Annotated in this window: 21 protein-coding genes; 5 read left to right on the forward strand and 16 right to left on the reverse strand. The window is 54.0% G+C overall.

Annotated elements, in window-relative coordinates; all coding sequences use genetic code 11:
* Positions 1 to 375: 375 nt before the first annotated feature.
* The 12 genes from NP590_RS06390 to NP590_RS06445 form a co-directional block, all read right to left on the reverse strand.
* The gene (locus tag NP590_RS06390; protein ID WP_256601462.1) at positions 376 to 2010 is read right to left on the reverse strand and encodes an efflux transporter outer membrane subunit; all 1635 of its coding nucleotides are present in this window, start codon (positions 2008 to 2010) and stop codon (positions 376 to 378) included.
* Between the two features lies 1 nt (position 2011).
* A complete protein-coding gene (locus tag NP590_RS06395; RefSeq protein WP_256601463.1) occupies positions 2012 to 5185 on the reverse strand; it encodes an efflux RND transporter permease subunit in 3174 nt (1057 codons plus the stop codon).
* 13 nt (positions 5186 to 5198) lie between these two features.
* Entirely contained in the window at positions 5199 to 6341 is a 1143-nt protein-coding gene (locus NP590_RS06400; protein ID WP_371927259.1) for an efflux RND transporter periplasmic adaptor subunit, read from the reverse strand.
* A gap of 395 nt (positions 6342 to 6736) precedes the next feature.
* Entirely contained in the window at positions 6737 to 7360 is a 624-nt protein-coding gene (locus tag NP590_RS06405; protein WP_256601465.1) for a TetR/AcrR family transcriptional regulator, read from the reverse strand.
* A gap of 651 nt (positions 7361 to 8011) precedes the next feature.
* Entirely contained in the window at positions 8012 to 8590 is a 579-nt protein-coding gene (locus NP590_RS06410; RefSeq protein WP_256601466.1) for a GNAT family N-acetyltransferase, read from the reverse strand.
* Positions 8591 to 8896: 306 nt separating this feature from the next.
* Positions 8897 to 9154 (reverse strand): FAD assembly factor SdhE, encoded by a 258-nt coding sequence (locus NP590_RS06415; protein WP_256601468.1) that lies wholly within the window; start codon positions 9152 to 9154, stop codon positions 8897 to 8899.
* Positions 9151 to 9933: a succinate dehydrogenase iron-sulfur subunit gene (locus NP590_RS06420; RefSeq protein WP_305888620.1), complete on the reverse strand. Its 783-nt coding sequence runs from the start codon at positions 9931 to 9933 to the stop codon at positions 9151 to 9153. The genes NP590_RS06415 and NP590_RS06420 overlap by 4 nt, the downstream gene beginning before the upstream one ends.
* Positions 9933 to 11717 carry a succinate dehydrogenase flavoprotein subunit gene (sdhA, locus tag NP590_RS06425; RefSeq protein WP_256601470.1) on the reverse strand — a complete coding sequence of 595 codons (1785 nt, stop codon included), beginning with the start codon at positions 11715 to 11717 and terminating at the stop codon, positions 9933 to 9935. The genes NP590_RS06420 and sdhA overlap by 1 nt, the downstream gene beginning before the upstream one ends.
* A gap of 3 nt (positions 11718 to 11720) precedes the next feature.
* The gene (sdhD, locus tag NP590_RS06430; protein WP_256601472.1) at positions 11721 to 12101 is read right to left on the reverse strand and encodes a succinate dehydrogenase, hydrophobic membrane anchor protein; all 381 of its coding nucleotides are present in this window, start codon (positions 12099 to 12101) and stop codon (positions 11721 to 11723) included.
* 12 nt (positions 12102 to 12113) lie between these two features.
* Positions 12114 to 12485, reverse strand: a complete 372-nt coding sequence (gene sdhC / locus NP590_RS06435) for a succinate dehydrogenase, cytochrome b556 subunit (protein WP_256601473.1) — start codon at positions 12483 to 12485, stop codon at positions 12114 to 12116.
* Between the two features lie 34 nt (positions 12486 to 12519).
* Positions 12520 to 12696, reverse strand: a complete 177-nt coding sequence (locus NP590_RS06440) for a DUF1674 domain-containing protein (RefSeq protein WP_256601474.1) — start codon at positions 12694 to 12696, stop codon at positions 12520 to 12522.
* A gap of 14 nt (positions 12697 to 12710) precedes the next feature.
* Complete coding sequence (locus tag NP590_RS06445) at positions 12711 to 14018, reverse strand: citrate synthase (RefSeq protein WP_256601475.1); 1308 nt, start codon at positions 14016 to 14018, stop codon at positions 12711 to 12713.
* Positions 14019 to 14336: 318 nt separating this feature from the next.
* Between NP590_RS06445 and NP590_RS06450 the strand changes: the two genes are divergently transcribed.
* Both NP590_RS06450 and NP590_RS06455 read left to right on the forward strand, forming a co-directional pair.
* Positions 14337 to 14681: an FUN14 domain-containing protein gene (locus NP590_RS06450; protein WP_256601476.1), complete on the forward strand. Its 345-nt coding sequence runs from the start codon at positions 14337 to 14339 to the stop codon at positions 14679 to 14681.
* A gap of 395 nt (positions 14682 to 15076) precedes the next feature.
* Entirely contained in the window at positions 15077 to 15919 is an 843-nt protein-coding gene (locus NP590_RS06455; protein ID WP_256601477.1) for a VPLPA-CTERM sorting domain-containing protein, read from the forward strand.
* A gap of 114 nt (positions 15920 to 16033) precedes the next feature.
* Here NP590_RS06455 and pedC read toward each other — a convergent pair whose 3' ends face one another.
* From pedC to pedA1, 4 genes are all read right to left on the reverse strand, one after another.
* Positions 16034 to 16834 carry a lanthanide ABC transporter permease protein PedC gene (gene pedC / locus NP590_RS06460; RefSeq protein ID WP_256601478.1) on the reverse strand — a complete coding sequence of 267 codons (801 nt, stop codon included), beginning with the start codon at positions 16832 to 16834 and terminating at the stop codon, positions 16034 to 16036.
* Complete coding sequence (gene pedB, locus NP590_RS06465; RefSeq protein WP_256601479.1) at positions 16831 to 17577, reverse strand: lanthanide ABC transporter ATP-binding protein PedB/LutE; 747 nt, start codon at positions 17575 to 17577, stop codon at positions 16831 to 16833. The genes pedC and pedB overlap by 4 nt, the downstream gene beginning before the upstream one ends.
* Complete coding sequence (locus NP590_RS06470; protein ID WP_256601480.1) at positions 17574 to 18536, reverse strand: PQQ-dependent catabolism-associated beta-propeller protein; 963 nt, start codon at positions 18534 to 18536, stop codon at positions 17574 to 17576. Before NP590_RS06470 ends, pedB begins: the two co-directional genes overlap by 4 nt.
* A gap of 144 nt (positions 18537 to 18680) precedes the next feature.
* Positions 18681 to 19844 carry a lanthanide ABC transporter ABC transporter substrate-binding protein PedA1 gene (gene pedA1 / locus NP590_RS06475; RefSeq protein WP_256601481.1) on the reverse strand — a complete coding sequence of 388 codons (1164 nt, stop codon included), beginning with the start codon at positions 19842 to 19844 and terminating at the stop codon, positions 18681 to 18683.
* Positions 19845 to 19984: 140 nt separating this feature from the next.
* Between pedA1 and NP590_RS06480 the strand changes: the two genes are divergently transcribed.
* The 3 genes from NP590_RS06480 (at position 19985) to NP590_RS06490 (ending at position 22253) form a co-directional block, all read left to right on the forward strand.
* Positions 19985 to 20401, forward strand: a complete 417-nt coding sequence (locus NP590_RS06480) for a PilZ domain-containing protein (RefSeq protein WP_256601482.1) — start codon at positions 19985 to 19987, stop codon at positions 20399 to 20401.
* A gap of 19 nt (positions 20402 to 20420) precedes the next feature.
* Positions 20421 to 21242, forward strand: a complete 822-nt coding sequence (locus NP590_RS06485) for an MOSC domain-containing protein (RefSeq protein ID WP_256601483.1) — start codon at positions 20421 to 20423, stop codon at positions 21240 to 21242.
* 150 nt (positions 21243 to 21392) lie between these two features.
* On the forward strand, positions 21393 to 22253 hold the full coding sequence (locus tag NP590_RS06490; RefSeq protein ID WP_256601485.1) for a YiaD family glycine zipper/OmpA-like lipoprotein: 861 nt from the start codon (positions 21393 to 21395) through the stop codon (positions 22251 to 22253).
* Positions 22254 to 22274: the final 21 nt, after the last annotated feature.

Consider the following 22274-nt stretch of genomic DNA (forward strand, 5'->3'; position numbering starts at 1 on the left):
GCCAATTTAGTATGCGATTCTAATTTTTTTTTCATTTAATAATGCTCGATCAGTAATTTGTTTATACAAATGAGCGACTCGGGAATATAACGCTTGATACTCAGGATGCCGGTCTACTAATGGTTTGATTTGTTGGGCATCCTTAAGCAATCCCTCTAAAAGCTGTCTATCCCAATGATCCGGCCTCTTCTATATATGAAAATTCCGTTGTTTTTCGCGAGAACAACGCTACGGCAAGGTACTCAAGGCCTGCGAATTAATCGGCAAAAAACAAAACATCAATGAAAACCCTCGCACCACCTGCGACCAGAAAAACACCCGGCAACCAGCCTCCTGAGTAAGATTGCCGCTCCCCCAGGGACTTTCAGAGTAACGTTACCAGTCTGGAAAACGCCAAAACGGCTTTTTGTCTTCGTCGGATAATTCCACCGCCCCGGGTTTTAGCAGTTTGCCCCAATCGCTGCGTCGCGCCATTTCACGTTTGATTTTATCGGGTACAAAATCGGATTCGGCGCGGGTTTCCCAACCGCCGCCCAAAGCCTTATACAGAGCGATCAAATTATTTGCTACTTCGCCGCTGACGTTGGTAAACCGTTCTTGAGCGGTTACAAGACTGCGCTGCGAATCGAGCACGCGTTGGTAATCGACCAAACCTTCGCTGTATTGATAGAACGACAAATCCGTCGATCGTTTCGAGGCGTCGACGCTTTGTTTCAACTTCAGTTTTTCGTCCTGCGCCTTTAGAAAACCGATGATCGCATTTTCCGCTTCCCTGGCGGCATTCAGCACCGTGTTCCGGTAGCTGACCGCCAAGGCCTGAAATCGTGCGTCCTCGACTCTGACACGATTGCTAATGCGGCCGTAGTTGAAAATATCCCACGATACGCTGGGGCCGATTGAATATTGAAAGCTGTTCGACTTGAAAATATCGCCCAGACTGCTTGCCCCACCCGTTGCAAACGTCAGCGCCGCATCGCTGGCTCTGAAATTGATCGAACCCAGCAATGAAAAATGCGGGTAGAGATCGGCCTTGGCGACGCCTATCAAGGCGCTTTGGCTCATCAACTGATTTTCCGCCTGGCGAATATCGGGCCGCCGCCTGAGCAGATCGGCGGGAACCCCGACGGCTACTTCTTTCGGAATCGTAGGAATCGCGCCGGAGTTGCCCAGATAACTATCGACCGTTCCGGGCGTTTTTCCCAACAATACGCTGAGGCTGTTTTTTGCTTGGCGCAGGCCGGCTTGCAAGGGTGGTATGGTCGCTTCGGTATTGCTCAACAGGGTTTTGGCCTGCAGGTAATCGAGCTCGGTGATCAATCCGCCACCATAAAGCGCATCGGCGATTTTCAAAGTTTCGGTCTGGATCTGCAGGTTATCCAACGCCACTTGAATTTTGGCTTCCAGCGTGCGAATGAGGACATAAGCTCTTGCCACTTCCGCCGTCAAGGTCACCAGAACATCGTCATAGGTCGCGATCGAAGCCTCCAGATTGGCTTGACTGGCTTCGACGCCACGCCTGAACTTGCCCCATACATCCAGCTCCCAACCGGCGTCGAAGCCGACACCGGCCGAGCCGTACGCGCGGTCGATCTGGGGCGCGGTATTCGGTGCGTGCGCGCTGATTTGCTGAAAACCCAGATCGCCGTTGGCTTGCTGCACCTGGGGATATTCGAAACCGGTCGCAATGCCGAGCTGCGCGCGAGATTCCAAAATACGAACACCGGCTGCCTGCAGCGTCAAATTTTGCCGGCGTGCTTCATCGACCAGCCGATTCAGGATGGGGTCCTGAAATACAGTCCACCAGTGCCCCAATTCGACATCGCCGCGTTTCAACGCAGGATTCGAGACGTCCAGCCAGGTGTCTTGGACATCCAGCTTGGGTTTTTCATAGTCCGGGCCGACCGTCATGCAGCCGGCTGTCATCGCCGTTGCCAGCAATACGACCGCGCGAAGACTGAAACTAAAGGATATTAAAAGTTTTTGCTTGGGGTTCCGCCCTGAAATGTTCATGCTACTGCTCCGCCAGCTCGGTTTCGGTTGGCACATTGAAGAAAATCGCATAGAGAACAGGCACCACGATAAGAATCAACACGGTTGAAAAGCCCAGGCCAACCACGATGGTTACCGCCATCGAGACAAAAAAGGCGTCAGAGAACAACGGGATCATGCCCAGCATTGTGGTGCCCGATGACATACAGACCGGAATCAGCCGGCTAACGCCTGATTTCAAAATGGCTTGCAACGGCGCCGAGCCTTGGCTGATTTGCACATCGATCTCATCAAGCACCACGATAGACGCTTTGATCAACATGCCGGACAAACTCATCAAACCCAGTAGCGCCATAAATCCGAAGGGCTGCGAAAAACTTAACAGCCCCATCGCCACGCCGATTAGCGCTAAAGGAACGGTCAGCCACAGGAGTAAGGTCTTTTTCAGCGAATTGAATAAAATCAGCACCGTCAACACCATCAAGCCGATAAACTGTGGTATCGATCCGGCCAGATTGGCGTTGGCGCGGGCTGAATCCTCGGCTTCGCCGCCCCAGGCCATGTAATAGCCGGGTTTATTCCTGATCGGCCAAAGGTCGTTATTTTGCACTTTCAGCGTTTCAGGCCCGTGTTCAATGGGTGCATCGCCGAACGCATCACCTAGAACCGCCTCGACATCGACGTCCAGAGCCTGTTCTATCGGCGCCTTGACTTTGGCGAACAATTCACTAGGCAAACCTTCCCGGGGATCAACATGGATGCGGATCATCTTGCGTCTATCCCAGCGCCAAAGATGCGCATCTTCAAATTCCACCGGAAAATCACTAACCACTTGCCCCATCGGAATCATGCTTTGGGCCGTGGGGCTCCAGACCGGAATGGCAAGCACACTATTCAGGTCCCGTCGCTCGCCTTCGGGCGACCTCGCTATAATCGGCAGCAGCTCGTCGCCTTCCCGGTAGATGCCTGCCAGGGTGCCTTCGAACGAGGCGGCCAATGCCCGCGCCAGATCCTTTCTATGGATGCCGGCCCGACGTGCCTGCATTTCGGCTAACTGCGGCCTTAATACCTTGACTTTCTCTCGCCACTCATTTCTGATCGCTTTGGCGTTGGCTTCTTTATATAAAATATCTTCGGCCTTGGCCGCCATGTTGCGCAATTCGTTAGAATCGGGACCGTAGATGCGCAACTGAATCTTGCCGCCGGTTCCCGGACCCAGCATGAATAAGCGCGTACCGACCGTGGCATCTGGAAACATTGGCTCCAATTCCTGCTGCACGCGCTTATTCAGCGATTCTATTTTTCGATAATCGGCAACATCCACCAAAATCTGCGCATAACTGGCGTAACGGTTCTCAGGTGTGTAGGTCAACAAAAAGCGTAGCTGGCCGCCGCCGATCAAGCTGGTCAAATGCGTAACACCCTCCTGTCGTTTTAAGTAGGTTTCCGCGCGCTCGAGTTGGCGTTGGGTCTCCAGAATGTCGGTGCCTTCCGGAAACCAGAACTCGATATAAAACTGCGGCCGCGTCGAATCGGGGAAAAAACTGTTTTTGACCGAACCAAAACCCAGCACCGACATTGCAAACAAGCTTACAACGATGCCGACCACCAGCCAGCGGTGCCGAAGGCAGTGCAGCAGAAACTTGGCGTAAACGGCATAAAAACCTCTGTCATAAGGATCGGTGCCACCGTCCTCGCCGGCGTTCGTATTCCGCTGCAAAAACGTGCTACAGAGCAACGGCGTGCAGGTGACCGCGACCAACCAGCTCATCGAAAGCGATATCAAAATGACCGTAAACAAAGATCGGCAATATTCGCCGGTCGAATCTTGCGAGGTGCCAATTGCGGCAAATGCGGTTATTGCGACCACGGTTCCACCCAGCATCGGCAAGGCGTTTTGCGCCACCACCTCGCTGGCTGCGTCATATCCCGATTGCCCGCGCTGCATTTTCATCCGCATGCCGTCGGTTACCACGATCGCGCAATCCACCAGCATGCCCAACGCAATGATCAGAGCGCCCAACGAAACCCGCTCGAGCGTGATGTTTAACATTTGCATGAAAATGAACGTGCCCATGATCGTAATCAAAAGCGCCGCACCCAGGATCAAACCGCTGCGCAAACCCATGAAAATCAGCAAAACACCAACGACAATGACAACCGCCTCGATCAAGTTGTCAATAAATCCGCTCAATGAGGCCGTTACCGCCTCGGCTTGATGCGATATGGTGTGTAATTCCATACCGATCGGCCGTAGCGACTCCAGTTCTTTGAAACGTTGTTCCAGCGACGCGGCCATGGCGATGACATTGCCGCCTTGCACCGTGGAAATACCCATGGCAATCGCCGGTTTCCCCTCAAAACGCACCCTGCTGGCCGGAGGATCTTGGTACTCACGCTTGATTTCCGCCACATCGCGCAGATAGATTACGCTTTGCGACTTAGAATTTATTGGCGTGATCAGTAAGTCGCCAAAATCCTGCTCGGATTTGAATTCGCCGGTGGGATTGATCGGAATGAATTCCTGGCCCAAACGCAAATTGCCAGCATCGGCAACCAGATTCTTGTCGCCCAGGGCCAGGTAGATATCTTGCGGCGATACGCCCAGTTGGGACATTTGCTCTCGCCGCATCTCGATATAGATCACTTCCTTCTGCTCGCCGTACAGATTGATCCGCTTTACATCCTTGGCTTTGAGCAATTCCCGCTGCAAAAGCTTGGCGTAATCGTAAATCTCTTTATAGCTGTAGCCTTCGCCGGTGATGGCTAAGTAGATACCGTACACATCGCCGAAATCATCGTTAACCAACGACGGCCCGGCTCCCGGCGGCAATTTTCTTTGCGCATCGTTTACTTTTCTGCGCAGTTCGTCCCAGACCTGAGGCAGTCCGTTTTTGTCGTATTGATCCTTGATTTTGGCTTTCACCCATGAAAACCCGCGGGCGGATTTCGATTCTATCCTTTCCAGCTGTCCCATCTCCTGCACCGCTTTTTCGATGACGTTGGTCACCTCTTCTTCGACTTCGGCGGCGGAAGCACCCGGATATGGGGTAATTATCAGCGCCTCCTTGATGGTAAATTCGGGATCTTCCAGTCGGCTTAACGATTGGTAGGATTGCATCCCCACAACCAGCGCCAGAACTATCAACACCCAGGTGATCAGACCTTTGTTAATGCTCAATTCCGCAAGATTCATCTGTTATTCCTTGCTATCGGTTATCGAATGCTCTGACGACTTGACCGTCCCGGAGCATACTGACGCCGCTAATCGCAATGGTTTCGCCCGGTTTCAGCCCCGCAGTAATCCGAATGTTGTCGTTACCCGTCAATGCGCCGGTGGTCACGGATCGGCGCTGAACCTGCATGGTTTTGTCGTCTATCACCCAAACGAACGGTTTGCCCGCCGTGTCGGCGGTCACGGCAATAGCCGGAATGCTTATCTCGGTATCGGCGACATCGGTATCGGACAAATCAAAAATGACGTTTGCCGTCATCCCCGGAAGAATTCTGATGCCGCGTGGTGACGGCATGACCAGAACCACCTGATAGGTTTGCGTCATGGGATCGGCCTGGGTTGCGAACTCTTTGACGGTTAATTCAAACAGTTTGCCGGGCGCGCTGGCAAACTCGGCATGAGCACGCGGTATCCGCCGTTCCGGCGCTACCAGCAATTCAGGCACATCGATCAGCAATTCAATAGCGGTCGTGTTCTGCAAACTGATAATGGTCTGCTTGGCTTGCACCTCCTGATAATTGTCGACATATCTTTTCGCCAACACGCCAGCGAATGGCGCGCGTAAATAGGAATAGGCCAACTGATCCCTGGCCGCGTCGACGCCGGCCTGCGCGGATTGCAGATCGGCCTTGGAGACGTTTTCAGCGGCTTTTTTCAACGAAAGCACTGAATCGCTGACGGCCCCTGCTTCTTTTTCCTTGACGCTGACATAGCGATGATATTCGGCAATGTCGTATTCGAGCTTGGCTTTGGCTTTGGCTAAGGTTCCGGTTGCGTTACGCAGATTAGTTTCGTAATCGCGAGGGTCGAGGCGCGCCAGCAAATCGCCTTTTTTGACCGCCTGACCTTCCTTGACCGGCATTTCAATTAGGCGGCCTGGAACTTGGAATGCCAGATCGACCCGATCCGATGCTCTCACGGTACTAGGCATTTTCAAGGTTTGATCGGATGAGACGTTACCGATTTTTAGTACCTTAACCGGCCGGACGGACTGCTCACTTGTTTTAGTTTCTGGCTCTTCCCGACAAGCATTCAAAATCAGGATGCCGCCAACAATAAACGCCGACATAAACGTTTTTCTCGTCAATGCATCAAACATTGGTTTCCACTTTTTCATATGTGTATCTCCTAATCCGGTTGACAGCAGCGGTTGACTGAAAAAAATAATCTCGCCTACCTACATCCTTTAAGCCGAAAAGCGGCTAGATACGGCTTCAGGTTAAAGGTTTACTCCGAAAAAACGGCAATATCGCTTTAAAAATAGTGCTGAATAATGTCGGCCAATGCGTTTCTGGGATAGTCTTCATATTTTGCAAATCGCTGATACAAGCTCAGAAAAATGATCAGCAGTTCGGGATCGAATTGTTTGCCCGTTTCCGCCTGGGTAATGTTTGGATTCTTGGTAACTAAATGTCAATTTGTAAGGCCGCGCCGACGTCAAGGCGTCGAAACATCAACGCTGGCGAAAATACGTGCCGCTAGCGTAACCCAACATCATCAAAACCTTGTGATTCATCGTTGTACTCCTCTGATCATCACGTTAATGGTCATTTTGGCGGTTTCTTCGACGCTACGCCACTCTATCCAGGGGTCGCCGTAAAGGTTGATATGAATGGCGACGACGCCGTGCGTGCCGGCCCAGAAAGCTTGTGCCAACAAATGGGGATCGGTGAATTCGGGAGCCAGCAATTGCTTTGCGATGGCTTCTTCGAAGGTATTCAACAGCAGCAGATAAGCGTCGGTTTCCGGATTGCCGTGCCCCATTTCTGCCAGTTGTTCCACTTCATGCAGCCGGTTGCTCATAAACATCAGCCGAAAGTGATTGGGATATTCGATGCCGAATGTCACGTAAGCCATCCCGGTCTTACGCAGCCGCTCCAACGGCTCGGGCTCGTCGGCGGCGTTTTGGATGGCTTGCATCAACGACATCATATCCAACCGGCATAATTCTCGAATCAAGGCATCCTTGTCCTTGAAATGGAGATAAATAGTGGTGGGAGAATATTCAATTTCCTCGGCAACGCGGCGCATGGTCACTGCGTCGTAACCTTCGCTAGCAAATAACCGGCGCGCCGCATCGAGAATTTTGTTGCGGACTTTCAGGCGATCCCGCTCACGCCGTTCGGATATGCTCATAAACACTATTTATTTAATTAACATTGTTATGTTAGTAATCGTTGTTATAACTTGTCAAGTAAACAATCTCAGGGTGGCTTAGTAGCTTTGAGAGACGGGCATCTGATTACATCGATGCCATTTACGTGTAGAGCGGCTTTTCTGAAAAACGATTAGACCAGATGTCCGCGATTTTAGGAGCTTCGACCAGTCATCGGTGTAATTTTTACTCTGAAAGTCACGCGGCAACTGCCCAAAATACTAACGACATAACGCCGTTGACTTTCATATGTCGGGGTGATTGCCAGGCCTTCATGAGCGTTACTCTGAAAGTCATGGTGGGAGCGACGCATAGTCGCGATTCGCAAGGTCATCATCGCGACTGTGCGTCGCTCCCACGAGACTGTCTTTCATTTGCCGGGGCGATGCGCCGGTTTCATGAGCGTTAGGTGAAGTGAAGGTCATCTAAGATGAAATCGCTTCAGTTGGAAACGCCACGAGGATAAGGGGTCGAAGCCAAGTATGCAGTTGGCAAGCTATGCGATGGACCCTCCAATCCTAGGAAGTATCGACAGGGGGCAAGCCCCGAGGTAGAAAAATCGTTGGTTTCAATCTCCGGATGCGGAAAACGGCTGGTCCGGTGATGTGAGAGAGGCGATGAGCGGCGTCCCGTCACCCCGCCCCGATCCAACCGGTTAAAGAAAACAAGTCCCCGTTAACGGTTAAGTCCATTCGATAACGATCAACTTCACATACTCCAACGGCGCCTAGTCTGCTCAACCAACTACTCATTACCAAGTTATCGGCAAGAACGAAACCTCTTAATATCTCGATGCCTTTTTTACTTGCTATCCGATCGAGCATTGCAAGTAGAACAGTTCCGAGCCCCCGATGTTGATAACTATCGATGACTACCAGACCAAATTCGGCTATCTTAGGCTGATCCTGAATACGGATAAACCGAGCTATCCCAACGCCCTGATGTTCAGGCTCATTATGTGCAAGTGCAATCCACGCGACATGATCGTGTTGATCGATTTCTGTAAAATTTTGCAATTGGGCATCGGTTAGTTTCATGATGGGAGAAAAGAAACGGAAGTAGCGCGATTTCACGGATAAGGCCAACAGGCCTTTTTGTATTATTTCTTTGTCATCAGGCCGGACAGGCCTAAAATCGACCAACGCACCATCCCGCAGTGGCAAGGTAAATTCATTGAAGTTGTCGATACTGCTAAGATACTGGTGATTCATTTTACGATCTGGCTAGAAATTATATTCAATAGCAGTACTATAAAGGATGCCTAACCAGTTCACTAGGCAAAAAATCCGGATTGGTTACTGTCGAGGACTGGCCGGTTTGGAGAAACGCGACGGGCGGGAAAGGATCGGGACAAGTCAAACAAGACCTGCCCAACTCAACCATGAGATATCCCGAAAGTCGAACTCCAAGCACTTGATCGTGTTCAATGATAAAGCGGTCGACTTTTATCCCAACCTCATTTTACAAATGGCCGCTTTTTGTTTTTGCATAATGGGGACAAAACGCTTTGTTGGGGATCAGGCCGGCAAGGCCCTGATTTTTTCGACCAGTCCTGCTAAATCCGGGCTGTTTGACGGGCTTTCCCCCATCAAATAGCGCATCAAATCGGCATCTTCCAATTCCAGCAGCCTTAGGAATGCTTGTTGTTCCTCGGCGTCCGCCGTTAGATAACTATTTTCCAGGTAACGGATAAGTAGTATGTCCAGTTCCAGCGTGCCGCGCCGGCAACGCCAGCGCAGCTTGTTTATACCCGATAGGGTATTGAGTTCGCTCATGTATGCCCGCGTTGCACCAGCATTTTTTTGATTTCGGCTATGGCCTTGGCCGGATTCAGGCCCTTGGGGCAAGTGTCGGTGCAGTTCATGATGGTGTGGCAGCGATAAAGTTTGAACGATTCGTTCAGATCGTCCAGGCGGGCCTGATCGTCGGTATCCCGGCTATCGGCCAGCCAGCGGTAAGCCTGCAACAATATGGCCGGGCCCAGGTATTTGTCGCTGTTCCACCAATAGCTGGGGCAACTGGTCGAACAGCAGGCGCACAGCACGCACTCGTACAGGCCGTCCAGCTTGGCGCGTTCCTCCCGACTTTGCAGGCGTTCGCCTTCGCCCGGCGGCGTGGCATCGTTAGTCAGCCAAGGTTTAATCGAGGCATATTGCTCGAAGAAATGGCTCATGTCCGCCACCAGATCCTTCACCACCGCCATGTGCGGCAACGGGAAAATCTTCACCGTACCCTTGTAATCGGCAATCGCCTTGGTGCAGGCCAGGGTGTTTTTGCCGTTGATGTTCATGGCGCAGGATCCGCAAACCCCTTCCCGGCAGGAACGCCGAAAGGTCAGCGTGGTATCGATTTCGTTTTTGATTTTTAAAATGGCGTCCAGCACCATCGGCCCGCAATGCTCCATATCGATTTCGAAGCTATCGATGCGTGGATTTTCGTTTGTTTCCGGATCCCAGCGGTATACTTCAAACTTGCGAATCTTAGTGGCGCCAACAGCTTTAAAGGTTTTGCCCTTTTTGACCACCGAATTTTGCGGCAAGGTAAATTCAACCATTAGTAAACCCTCTCTTTAGGCGCCACCACTTCGACTTCGTCGGTCAAGGTGTACAGGTGGACGGGACGGTAATCGACTGTGACCCGGTTGTTTTCCCGCCAGGTCAAGGTGTGCTTCAACCAATTTTCGTCGTCGCGTTTGGGGAAATCCTCACGGGCGTGGCCGCCGCGGCTTTCCTGGCGATTGCCGGCCGCCGTGATGGTGACTTGGGCTTGTCCCAGCAGATTGTCCAGCTCCAGCGTTTCCACCAGATCGGTATTCCAGATCAGGGATTTGTCGCCGACTCTGACATCCTCGAAGGATGCCGCCACCTCGCCCATACGCTGTATGCCCTCCTGTAATGTCTTTTCGGTCCTGAACACCGCCGCCTTGGACTGCATGGTGGTTTGCATGTCCAGGCGTATCTCTGCGGTGGAACGGCTGCCGTTGGCGTGGCGGATTTTATCGAAGCGGGCCATGGCTTGGTCGGTGGCGTCTTTTGCCAAGGGTTTATGCGGCATGCCGGGCTTGATCAATTCGGTGCAGCGAATCGCCGCCGCCCGCCCGAACACCACCAAATCCAGCAGCGAATTGGAACCCAATCGGTTGGCGCCGTGCACCGATACGCAGGCGGTTTCGCCGATGGCCATCAGGCCCGGCACCACGTAATCCGGGTCGCCGTCCTTCAAGGTCACCACTTCGGCTTTGTAGTTGGTCGGGATGCCGCCCATGTTGTAGTGCACGGTGGGCAGTACTGGAATGGGCTGTTTGGTGGCATCGACACCGGCGAAAATCCGCGCGGTCTCGGTAATACCCGGCAAACGCTCGTGGATGATGGCCGGGTCCAGATGTTCCAGATGCAAATACACGTGATCTTTCTTGGGCCCTACTCCTCGGCCGGCGTTCAACTCCATGGTAATGGCGCGACTGACCACATCGCGGGATGCCAGATCCTTGACATGCGGGGCGTAGCGCACCATAAAGGCTTCGCCTTCGGAGTTGGTCAAATAACCGCCTTCCCCGCGCGCGCCCTCTGTCATCAGACAACCGGAACCGTAAATGCCGGTCGGGTGAAATTGCACAAATTCCATGTCCTGCAAGGGCAATCCGGCCCGCAAGGCCATGCCGTTGCCGTCGCCGGTGACGGTGTGCGCCGAGGTACACGATAGATAGGTACGGCCGTAGCCGCCGGTCGCCAGCACGGTTTGATGGCCGCGAAACAGATGAATCGAGCCGTCGTCCAGGCACCAGGCCAACACGCCCCGGCATTCGCCGTCCTGCATGATCAAGTCCAGCGCAATGTATTCGATGAAAAACTCGGCTTTGTGCTTCAAAGCCTGCTGATACAAGGTATGCAAAATGGCGTGGCCGGTAACGTCGGCCGCCGCGCAGGTACGTTGCGCCTGACCCTTGCCGAAATGCGTGGACATGCCGCCGAAGGCGCGTTGGTAAATCTTGCCGTCCGCGGTTCTGGAGAACGGCACACCGTAATGCTCCAGCTCGATAACGGCCGGTATCGCTTCGCGGCACATATATTCGATAGCATCCTGGTCGCCCAGCCAGTCGGAACCCTTGATGGTGTCGTACATGTGAAAACGCCAGTCGTCTTCGCCCATGTTGCCCAAGGCCGCGCTGATGCCGCCCTGGGCGGCCACGGTGTGACTGCGGGTGGGAAACACCTTGCTGATGCAGGCGGTTTTAAGGCCTTTTTCCACCATGCCGAAGGTGGCCCGCAAACCGGCGCCGCCGGCGCCGACCACGACCACGTCGTGTTGATGTTCGATGATGTTATACGCTGAGGCCATGAGTTACCTTGCCGAGAAAATGAAGACGATTGCGCTTGAGGCCGCAATCCCCAATAGCAAAAAAATCAGATTGGTGGCGCGAATGGCCAGTTGGCGGGTCGACAGCGTGGAAACGTAATCCTCGATGACGACCTGCGCGCCCAGCGCGGCGTGAAATATGACGGCCAGCGTCCAGGCGACGATGGCCGCCGCATTGACGGGCGCGGTCAACCAAGCCACGGTATCGGCATAGGGCGCGCTAAGGGCTTTGTTCAGTAAAACCAGCAACCAGACCGACAAGGGAATCAAGGCCAGCGCCGTGACCCGTTGATACCAGAAATGACCGGTGGCATTGTGGATGGAAAAACAATCGGCGATTTTGCCGGGCAAGGACTTGATCGACATGGGGCGCTCCGACTAAGACAGGAAAAAGGTAAGCAATGTCAGGATGGCGGAACAGGCCAGTTCCAGCAGCGCATAGCCGGTCAACGTGGCCCGCTCGAAGGTTTTGCCGACATCCCAAAGCAAATGCCGGATACCGTGGCATAAATGAAAGAACAAGGCGTAGATGAAGCCCCAATACACCCATTGCGCAAGCCAGAACGACATAAAAGTCTGCATGGCTTGGTAAGTACCTTCACCACCGGCCATGGCATATAGCACGTAGGCGAATAGCAGCAGGCCGATCGATAACAGTACCCCGGTGATGCGATGGGTGATGGAGATCAATCCGGTCAAGGGTAAGCGATAAACTTGCAGGTGGGGAGAAAGCGGTCGGTTGGCTGACATGGTTTACCCTGTAATTGATATGAAAAACGCTGCCTCAAAAATCGACGCAACGCCCCTTTCGTTCCCAATCGCCGTAGCGGGTGGGTTCCGGTCCTTTCGGGCCGTTGATTTCCGTTGTTTCGGCTTGATTTTGCCGAACGGTATCGGCAAGCGGCGGTTCGGGATACGGCCGACCGCCGGCATTTTCGGTTTGAGCGGGTTTATCGGTCATGCGTCGGCGAGGTGTCAACGATTTTTGATGGCCGGCAGGTCGCGCTGGGCCGGACCCACATACAACTGCCTGGGACGACTGATGGGCGTGGTCGGTTCAGCCATCATTTCCAGCCAATGCGCCACCCAACCCGAGGTTCTGGCAATCGCAAACATTACCGTGAACATGTCCACGGGTATGCCCAGGGCCTTATAAATAATGCCGGAATAAAAATCCACGTTTGGATAAAGTTTTTTCTCGATGAAGTAGTCGTCTTTCAAGGCGTGCTCTTCCACCGCCAAGGCCAGTTCGAACAGCGGATCGTCCTTGCTGGTCTTGCTCAGTACCTCATGACAGGTTTTGCGGATGATGGTGGCGCGCGGGTCGAAATTTTTGTAAACCCGATGTCCAAAGCCCATCAGACGGAAGGGATCGTCGTGATCCTTGGCCTTGGCAATGTATTTAGGCACGTTTTCCACAGTGCCGATTTCCGCCAGCATGCTCAGCACCGCCTCATTGGCACCGCCATGCGCCGGCCCCCATAAGGCGGCTATGCCCGCCGCCACGCAAGCATAGGGATTGGCGCCGGTACTGGCGGCCACCCGTACCGTGGAGGTGCTGGCGTTCTGTTCGTGGTCGGCGTGCAGGATAAACAGCAAATTCAGGGCCTTGACGAAATCCTGATCGATATAGTGATCCTGATCGATATAGTTTTGCGACGAACGCGAAAACATCATGTTCAAAAAGTTTTCGCAATAATTCAGGTCCATGCGCGGATAGACGAAGGGTCTGCCCACCGAATGGCGGTAGGACGCGGCGGCGATGGTCGGCATTTTGCCTATCATGCGGCTGGCGGCCCTGAGGCGCTGCACCGGATCCTTGATGTTCATCTCGCTGTGGTAAAAAGCGGACAGCGAACCCACCACACCGACCAGCATGGCCATCGGGTGGGCGTCGTAATGAAAACCGTCGAAGAATTTACGCAGTGATTCGTGAATAATGGCGCGGTCGCTGATTTCCAGGTTGAAATCCAGCAGCTGCTTTTCATTCGGCAGCTCGCCATGCATCAGCAAATACGCCACCTCGGTGAACTGGCAGTTTTCGGCCAGTTGTTCGATGGGATAGCCCCGGTACAGCAGGATGCCGTTGTCGCCGTCGATATAGGTGATTTTGCTGGTACAACTGGCGGTGGCGACAAAGCCGGGGTCATGGGTAAAACAGCCCAGATCCCGGTAGAGGTGGCGAATATCGACGGTATCCGCGCCCAACGTGCTTTTCAAAAGAGGGTATTCGACTTGCTTGCCGGTACCGGTGTGCGTTATCTGCAACGAGTCATTTGCCATGGCCTTATCTCTACTTCCTATCTGGTTGTCCAATGGGTAGTGTCCCGATTATCACACAGCACCCGCGTTACTCCAACCTTTACCGGCCGACTTATCGCCAATCGACTATTTTCGGGCGAAGGTTTTTACCCGTCTCGCGCGTGAATCCATCCATGGCCGCAAGGCGGAAAATTATGCCGGCGCGGCGGACTTTTTATGGTGAATAATCAAGCGGATAGCCGCGAAAAAACCGCCAGCCAGCCGGACGGGGGCAAATGTTGTACCATTTCTCCACCACTTCCCGTCAACCCATGACCATATCAGGAAAATGCCGACACCATGAATGAAAGCCATACTCAAAATTTAAGCAGCGATATTTTTTCGACGCCGTTTTTACTGGCGAATGTCGGCGCGCCCTTTCTGATCGGCATGGCAACCGGCTATTTCGCCAAAAAGATGCTGAAGACCGCGCTGTTTTTCGGCGGCGCTATCGTGGTCCTGCTGTTTGTTGCCGAATCCCAAGGCATCATCACCATCAATAGCATGGCCTTGCAGGACGCCGCCAGCTCCACCGCCGAAATGGCGAAAGACTCGAGCGATTTTCTACTGGCCCGCCTCGGCGTCATCACCGGCCGCGGGGTCAGCGCCGTGGGCGGTTTTTATGCGGGTTTCAAGTTAGGCTGAGCGGGCGCAATAACATTCCCCGTCCGGCACTCGGCCGAAGCGGGGATGTTTTTTCAAGGCCGGCGGACACTGTAAGGTCGAAATCTCGCCGGCAATTCCGAAATATGGCTGGGCGTCCGGGCAACACCACCTGAAATACAAAAGCGAATTCTCGTTCCACGCAGCCATCCGCTGTCGGCTTTATTTACAGCCAAAACACGCTTAGCTTGAATGTTTGAAGAAAACTGTCGCCTTTCTTTACACTCCATGAGCCGCAGCGAACGCTTTAAAACAAATGACCGCGACTCCGCCTTGATTTGCAATGCACATACAAAAATGGAATGTATATTGCTTGCGGCATATGCGATATGCGGATGCATATCAGGGACCATTCCAAACTTTTATAAGGTAATTGCATGAAAAAACAACTTCTGACTGCCATGGGTATACTGGCCGTTGCGGGCGGCATCGAAACCGCATCGGCTTCGTCTTCCGCTCAGGCCACTATCGATTGGGACAACTTAAGCTTCCAGTTGATCGACTTTTCAAATGGTTTAAACGCTCCGACACTGAGCTGGACCACAAAAAACGGCACCGTAATGAGCTCGGCCACCACCGTCGATCCGGACGATTCCGGCTCCGGCGTGCAAAGCCGCAACAACTTCACCACCGCGATATCCAGCGAAATAGAGACGCTTTACGCGCAAAGTTCCGCAACGCGCAACAGTAACACTGGCTTGACGGCAAGCGCCACCACCCAACAAGGCGCCTCGATCTACGACGTCAACTTGGGGGTTAATGCCGCCAGTGCCAGCGCAACCAATTCCGGCGCATTTCAACTTTCCGGAAATGGTTTGTTGCTGATCAGTCTCGATTGGAGCGTCGCTTCATCCGGTTCATCGGGCGACATTTTCTGGGGCGGAATCGGTGAATGGGCCAGCGCATCGATTTCCATCAGCGGCTCATACAACGGCCAATTCACCTCGGGTAACGCTAGCGCTTCATTCACCACTAACCCTTACTGGTGGAGTTTTGGCGGACCGGAATCCCAAGGCAGCACCTTCGTCATGGCGGTGTTCAACTCCGGCTTTGAGGTCATTTCCGGCAACATTTCGGCCACCGCATCCGCCACCTCCAACAGCAGCGCTTATCTGAGTGGCGCGGGTAATCCGGCGGCCGTTCCCTTACCCGCTTCCGCCTGGTTGTTCGGTTCGGCAATGTTTGGATTTTTGGTGCAAAGAAGACGCAAACAGGCGTAAACACCCAACACAAACAGCTTGGAAGGACAGCATTTGCCGTCCTTCTTTTTTCCCGCGGACGCAAGCTATTAAACCACTCGCGGCAAGAATCGACAGCCAGCCATTCCGGCTAAGTCAACCGCCCTTTTTCACCATCATGCCCCTGGACGGGTTATAGCCCAGTATGGCCGCGCCCATAAACAGTAAAAAGGCCGCGCCGGTATAAATCAGCGCCTGTTGATTGAACTGTTCGTACAAGGCAAAGCGAATTAATTCCACCGCTTGCGAAAAGGGGTTGTATTGGGCCAGATTGTAAAGCAAGGGACTGGATTCCTTGATTTTCCACAGCGGGTATAAAGCCGTCGACATGAAGAACAACGGAAAAATCACGAAATTCATCACCCCGGCGAAATTTTCCAGTTGCTTGATGAAGGATGACAGCAGCAAGCCCAAGGCACCCAGCATCATGCCGGCCAATACCAGCGCGGGCAAAATCCACCCATAGCCCATCAGCGGCGCCTGAATGTCGTAAAGCCAGGCTATCCCCAAAAAAGCATAGCATTGCAACACGCCGACGGCGGTGCCGGCTATCAGTTTGCTGCACAATAAAAACCAGCGCGGCAGCGGACAAACCATCAACATGCGCATGCTGCCCATTTCCCGGTCGTAGACCATGGATAGCGAGCTTTGCATGCCGTTGAACAGCAAGATCATGCCGAGCAGGCCGGGGGTGATGTAGACCTCGTACAATACGTAGGTTTCATAGGGCGGACTGATGGCGACGCCCAAAGCGGCACGGAAGCCGGCGGCGAACACGAACAGCCACACCAGCGGACGCACCAGGGCCGAGACGAAGCGCTCGCGCTGATGCAAAAAACGCAGCAATTCCCGGCCGACGATGCCGGCCATCGCGCGCCAGTAATGCAATATCCTCATGTCGCTACTCCAGGCGGGTCTTGGGTCAGTTTCTGAAACACCTGGCCGGCGTCCGCGCAAGCCGTGTCCCGCAGCACATCGCTCAGTTTGCCGCCGGCCTCTACCCGGCCCTTGTGCAATACGATCAGACTATCGTCGTCGGCAATTTCGTCTATCAAATGCGTAGCCCACAGCACCGCCAGATTTTGCTGTTTCACCAGTTGATGCACGTGATCGACGATGGCCCGCCGACTGGGCATATCCAATCCCACGGTGGGTTCGTCCAGCAACAAGAGCTTGGGTTTGTGCAGCAGGGCGCGAGCAATCTCAACCCGCCGCTTGTGGCCGCCGTTCAGCTGGCGGACTTTTTCGCCGCGCCGTTCGTACATTTGCAGGCGCTCCAACTCCTCCCGTATCCGCGCGTCGGCCGCCTTGCGGCCGATACCGTGCAAGGCTGCGTGATAGCGCAAGTTTTGACTGACGGACAGATCCGGATCCAACGTGGTCTGCTGGAACACCACGCCCAGTTTGGCCAGGGCTTGCAAACTTTGCCGCTTGATATCGAAACCGCACAGTTCGATGCGCCCTTGTCTGGCGTCGTACAGCCGGGTGATCAACGAAAACAGGGTGCTTTTACCAGCGCCGTTGGGACCCAGCAATATTGTACATTCGCCGGATGCGACCGCAAGGCCGACCCCGTCCAACGCCTTTTTGGCGCCGTAGGCAAAACTCAGATCGCTAACCTTCAGGGCAATTTCGCTCATGGCTTGACCGCTACGCCCCAGGGATAACGGCCAACCGCCAGCGATTTGGTGACCTTGTGCTCGGTCAAATCGATGATGGAGATGTCGTTGCTGACGCCGTTGGTGGTATACAGACGCTTTTGGTCGGGCGAAAAAGCCAGATTCCACACTCTTTGGCCGACCAGCAGATACTTTTCCACCTGATAGGTTTGGGCATTGATCACCGCCACTCGATTGGCGGGCCCCATGGCGACATAGGCATAGCGTCTGTCCTTGTCTATCGCCACCCCAACGGGCTGAATCAAGTCGCTGCTAACGCCCTGCACTTCCAGTTTGATGGTCTGCGCGATTTGCTTGCCGGCACTGTCCAGCACCATGACGGTACCGGCCATTTCCGAGGTAGCCCAAAGCTGCTGACTATCGGCGGTAAAACTGACCGCGCGCGGACGCGGGTCGACCAAGGTGTTATCGACGATCTGGTGGGTTTTGCTGTCTATCCAGTGCAGCATATTGGTGGTTTCCGAGGCACTGATCACCCATCGGTTGTCCGGGCTGACCGCTATGCCTTCCGGCTCCACCCCTACCTTGACTTTGGTCAAGGCCTTTTGGGCGGCAATGTCGATCACGGTGACTTCGCTGTCGTCTTCATTGGACACATACATCAATTTGCCGTCCGGCGAGAGGGCAAAGGTTTCCGGATCTTCGCCGGACGGCAGCTTGCCGGTTTCCCGCAGCGTTTCCGCATCGAACATGCGGATGGTGTCGTCATCGCTGGTGGCGACGAACAATGTCTTGCCGTCCTGACTCAGCGCGATGCCGCGCGGCCGCTGACCGACCGGCACGGTCTTGATCAATGCGCCGGCGACCGGATCGACAACCGCAACGGCGTTGTCTTTTTCCAGCGTGACAAAAACGGTTTCCGCGGGCACCGAGGCGGTAAACAGCGCGGCGGCGCAGAAACTGATGATAATTTTTCGCATAATGCATTCCTTGGGTTGAATTAGCGCGGAGCCCGGTCCGATGAGCGGATGGAGCTAAAATTTGCGGCGAAAAGTGTAACCCGGGCGGCGGCGGGATTAAATCCCAACCTGCAAACCGAAGCAGCCATCAAGTCCGCCGCCTAATTATTTGCAGGCGGTTTCCGGTTGGTCGTAACCCAGGGTATCCAGTTCGGACGTCGGGTGTAAAAAACCTTCCACCGGCGCCACGCCAACCAGGGAACGCGGCGCGGCCAGCAGAATTGGTTGGCGCAGCTGACCATCCCAAGCGCGGAACGACATGGGTTTACCCTTGTAGCCTTGCAGGGCGAATGCCTCGGACAACATATAGTCCTTGATGGCCGACGCTTGATTGGATTTGGCCCGCACGCTGGCCTCGCCTATGGCTCGCACGGCCAGATAGGCGGCATAATCCTCTTCTTCCATCCAACGCCCGGCACTTTCCTTGAAGCGGTTTTGCAGTTGTACCGCCCCCCATTGCTCATGGGTACGATGCCATGCGGTGGCGATCAGCCCCTGGGTACCGATCACGGGCCTGGGCAACCAAGTGCGGTAATCCAGATATTCGCCGAACAGACCCTGCTCATCCGCCACCACCAATACGTCGTAATCCTCGCCCTGGGTAAACTGGGGCACATCGGCTTGCGCCGTGCGGCGGGCATCGTAAGTATTATCCCAGGCTTTTTCCGCCACCAGCTTCATGCCGTAACGCTTGGCGGCTCTTTTGATGGCGGCGGCATACAAACGGTCTTCCGCTGTTTGCCCGACCACCAGGAACCACTCGCGCCAACGTTTTTTCAACATGTATTGCGCTAGCGCGTCTGCCCGCATGGCGCGGCTGGGCAGAATATGCAGCACATGCCGGCGGCATTGGACGCCGCGCAATTCATCGTCGCTGCTTGCGGCATCGAATAATAATTTGTTTTGCGCGGACGGCAGATCGGCCAACTGGTTGACCTGGGCCGGCGTGACGTTCAAGACCACCAGTCCGATATCGTCTCCCAGAGCGTTGAAAGCCGCCGCCATGTCGCCGCCAACCGGCACCACGACGGTTTTTAGCTCATACTGCTGCTGGGTAAATTGACCGGTGGTATTGTTGTCGCTAATGGCCAACTCGGCGCCGAGCTGGCCCTTGTTTTGAATGAAGGCATCCAAATTGGACAGCGCGGCCGGCACGGCCCGCTCCTGGAATAGATAGGCGATTTTAATGCTTTGCTTGCTCGCCGCCACCGCGCTGAAAACGGCCGACAACAGCATTAACCCTATTAAATATTGGCTTTTTGTGTGCATTTTGTGACTTAAAAACGGAAATGCGTCAATTTTAGCGGATAAACCGTCCGACGGTTTACCGAATAATCCGCTATAGCCCTATTGAATTTTCACGGCTTAACGACAATACTTAATCAGGCTTATTTTTCGGTTCTTGCAAAATGACAAATCAAGATTTCAATGGCGATACCGATTTTTTGGAGGAAGTCTTTTTTGATGAACTGAATCAGGAGCTGGAATTGGACACTTTAATCGTCAACAAACGCATTTCGGTACGCTACCGCCGTAACGATATCAAAGCCGTCGTTAAAACCCACAGCCTGTTGTTCCCCCGCCTGATCAAAGTCCTGTTGCTGGATATCAGCAGCAAGGGCGCCGCCATTCACTCGGATGCCAAATTAAGACTTAAAAGCCGGGTAAGTTTTTTTTTACAATTTGACGACGGCAAACGCTTCACCATCGAAGCCGTGGTAGCCAACACCCAATCGGCGCCGCGCTACGGGCTTAAATTCAGCGCTTACCAAACCGAACTTGCCGACCATCTGTTGGCAACCCAAACCGATTTGCAGTTCGGTTAAATCGAGATCTCTCCAGTTCATGCCTATTCTGAGCCAAATTTTCATCTACCCGATCAAATCCCTGGCCGGCATCCAACTGCCTGCATGGGAAGTGGACAATAACGGTCTTAGATACGACAGAAAATGGATGTTGGTCGACGGCCAGGGGCAATTTTTAAGCCAGCGCCGCCTGCCTAAAATGGCTCTGATCAAGCCCCGCATGGAGCGAGACAGTCTGATCCTTTCCGCGCCCGGCCAGCGGGATTTTGAAATATCCTTGCATCCCAGCGGCGGCGGCGAACTGGCAGTGGAAATATGGCGCGACCGCTGCCTGGCCAGAACGGTTTCTTCCGCCGCCGACGATTGGTTCGGGACGGCTTTACAAACCGACTGCAGCCTGGTTTACCTGCCCGACGATCAAATTCGCCAGGTCGATCAACGCTACGCCCTAGCCGAGGATCAAACCGCGTTTTCCGACGGTTTCCCCTTCCTGCTGGTTTCGGAAAACTCGCTGAATGCCTTGAATAGATTGTTGCAAACGCCCGTCTCCATCCTGCGCTTTCGGCCAAATCTGGTACTGGCCGATTGCGAGAGTTTTGCCGAAGACGCTTGGCGACGAATAAAAATAAACGATATCGAATTCAGATTGCCAAAACCCTGCTCCCGCTGTTCGGTACCCGGCATTGACCCTGAAACCGCACTCAGCGCCAAAGAGCCTCTGGCCACGTTGAACCGCATGCGCCGATGGGACAATCATATCTATTTCGGCCAGAATGCCTTGCATGACCGACCGGGACAATTGGCCGTCGGCGACAGGGTTGATATCCTTGCATACGGCGAAAAACAACCGCCGCTGTCTTGAATTCAGCATGGTCTCGGGCATGTCTTGCCATTAAGCCCGGTTTAAGCGAACCGATGCACCATGCGTTCGACATTCAATACCGGCAAGCCTCCGCGATTCCGGTATCTGGATAAGCAAAACAACGCTACATAAAACCAAAGGACCAACACCATGAATAAAAAAATCACAGCGATGGGAATCGGCATAGCCCTGTTATCCGGATGTGCCACCGATCCGTACACCGGTCAATCGAGTGTCAGCAATATGGGCAAGGGCGCCGGCATAGGCGCCGCGGTGGGTGCCGGCGCGGGCACTTTGTTCGGCGGCAACGACTGGAAAAACGCCGGTTTGGGCGCCTTGGCGGGAGCCGCCGTCGGCGCCGGCATCGGCTATTACATGGACAGGCAACAGCAGGAAATGCAACAGTCCCTGCAAGGTACCGGCATAGAAGTACAACGTACCGCCGACAATACGTTGACCCTGAACATGCCCAGCACCAGTAGCGTAACCTTTGCCTTCGCCAAGTCGGACTTGAGTTTCGATGCGCAAAATGCCTTGAACTCGGTGGCGCAAGTGTTAACCCACTATCCGGATTCCACCATCATGGTGGCGGGCCATACCGACGATGTCGGTTCGGATGCCGACAATCAACGCTTGTCTGAAGCCCGCGCCAACAGCGTGGCCTATTATTTATCGCAACGCGGCGTGAATCCGATGCGGATATCCAAACAGGGCCTGGGCGAAAGCCAACCCAAAGTCCCCAATACCAACGAGGCCAACCGGGCCATCAACCGCCGGGTGGAAATTTCCATCATTGCCAACCCCAATGCCGGCGCCAACCAACAGCCTCAGCAGCAACCTCAAGGCTACCCGCAACAACAGTATCCTCAACAACAGCAATATCCGCAGCAGTACCCCCAACAACAGTATCCGCAGCAGCAATATCCGCAGCAACCTTATCAACAACAATACCCGCAGCAGGGCTATCCGCAACAAACTTACCCGCAACAGGGTAACCCTTACTACCGTTAAGGCTATGAATCCGGTTGGGCG

This window comes from Methylomonas subterranea, assembly GCF_024505185.1.
GTDB classification, from domain to species: domain Bacteria; phylum Pseudomonadota; class Gammaproteobacteria; order Methylococcales; family Methylomonadaceae; genus Methylomonas; species Methylomonas subterranea.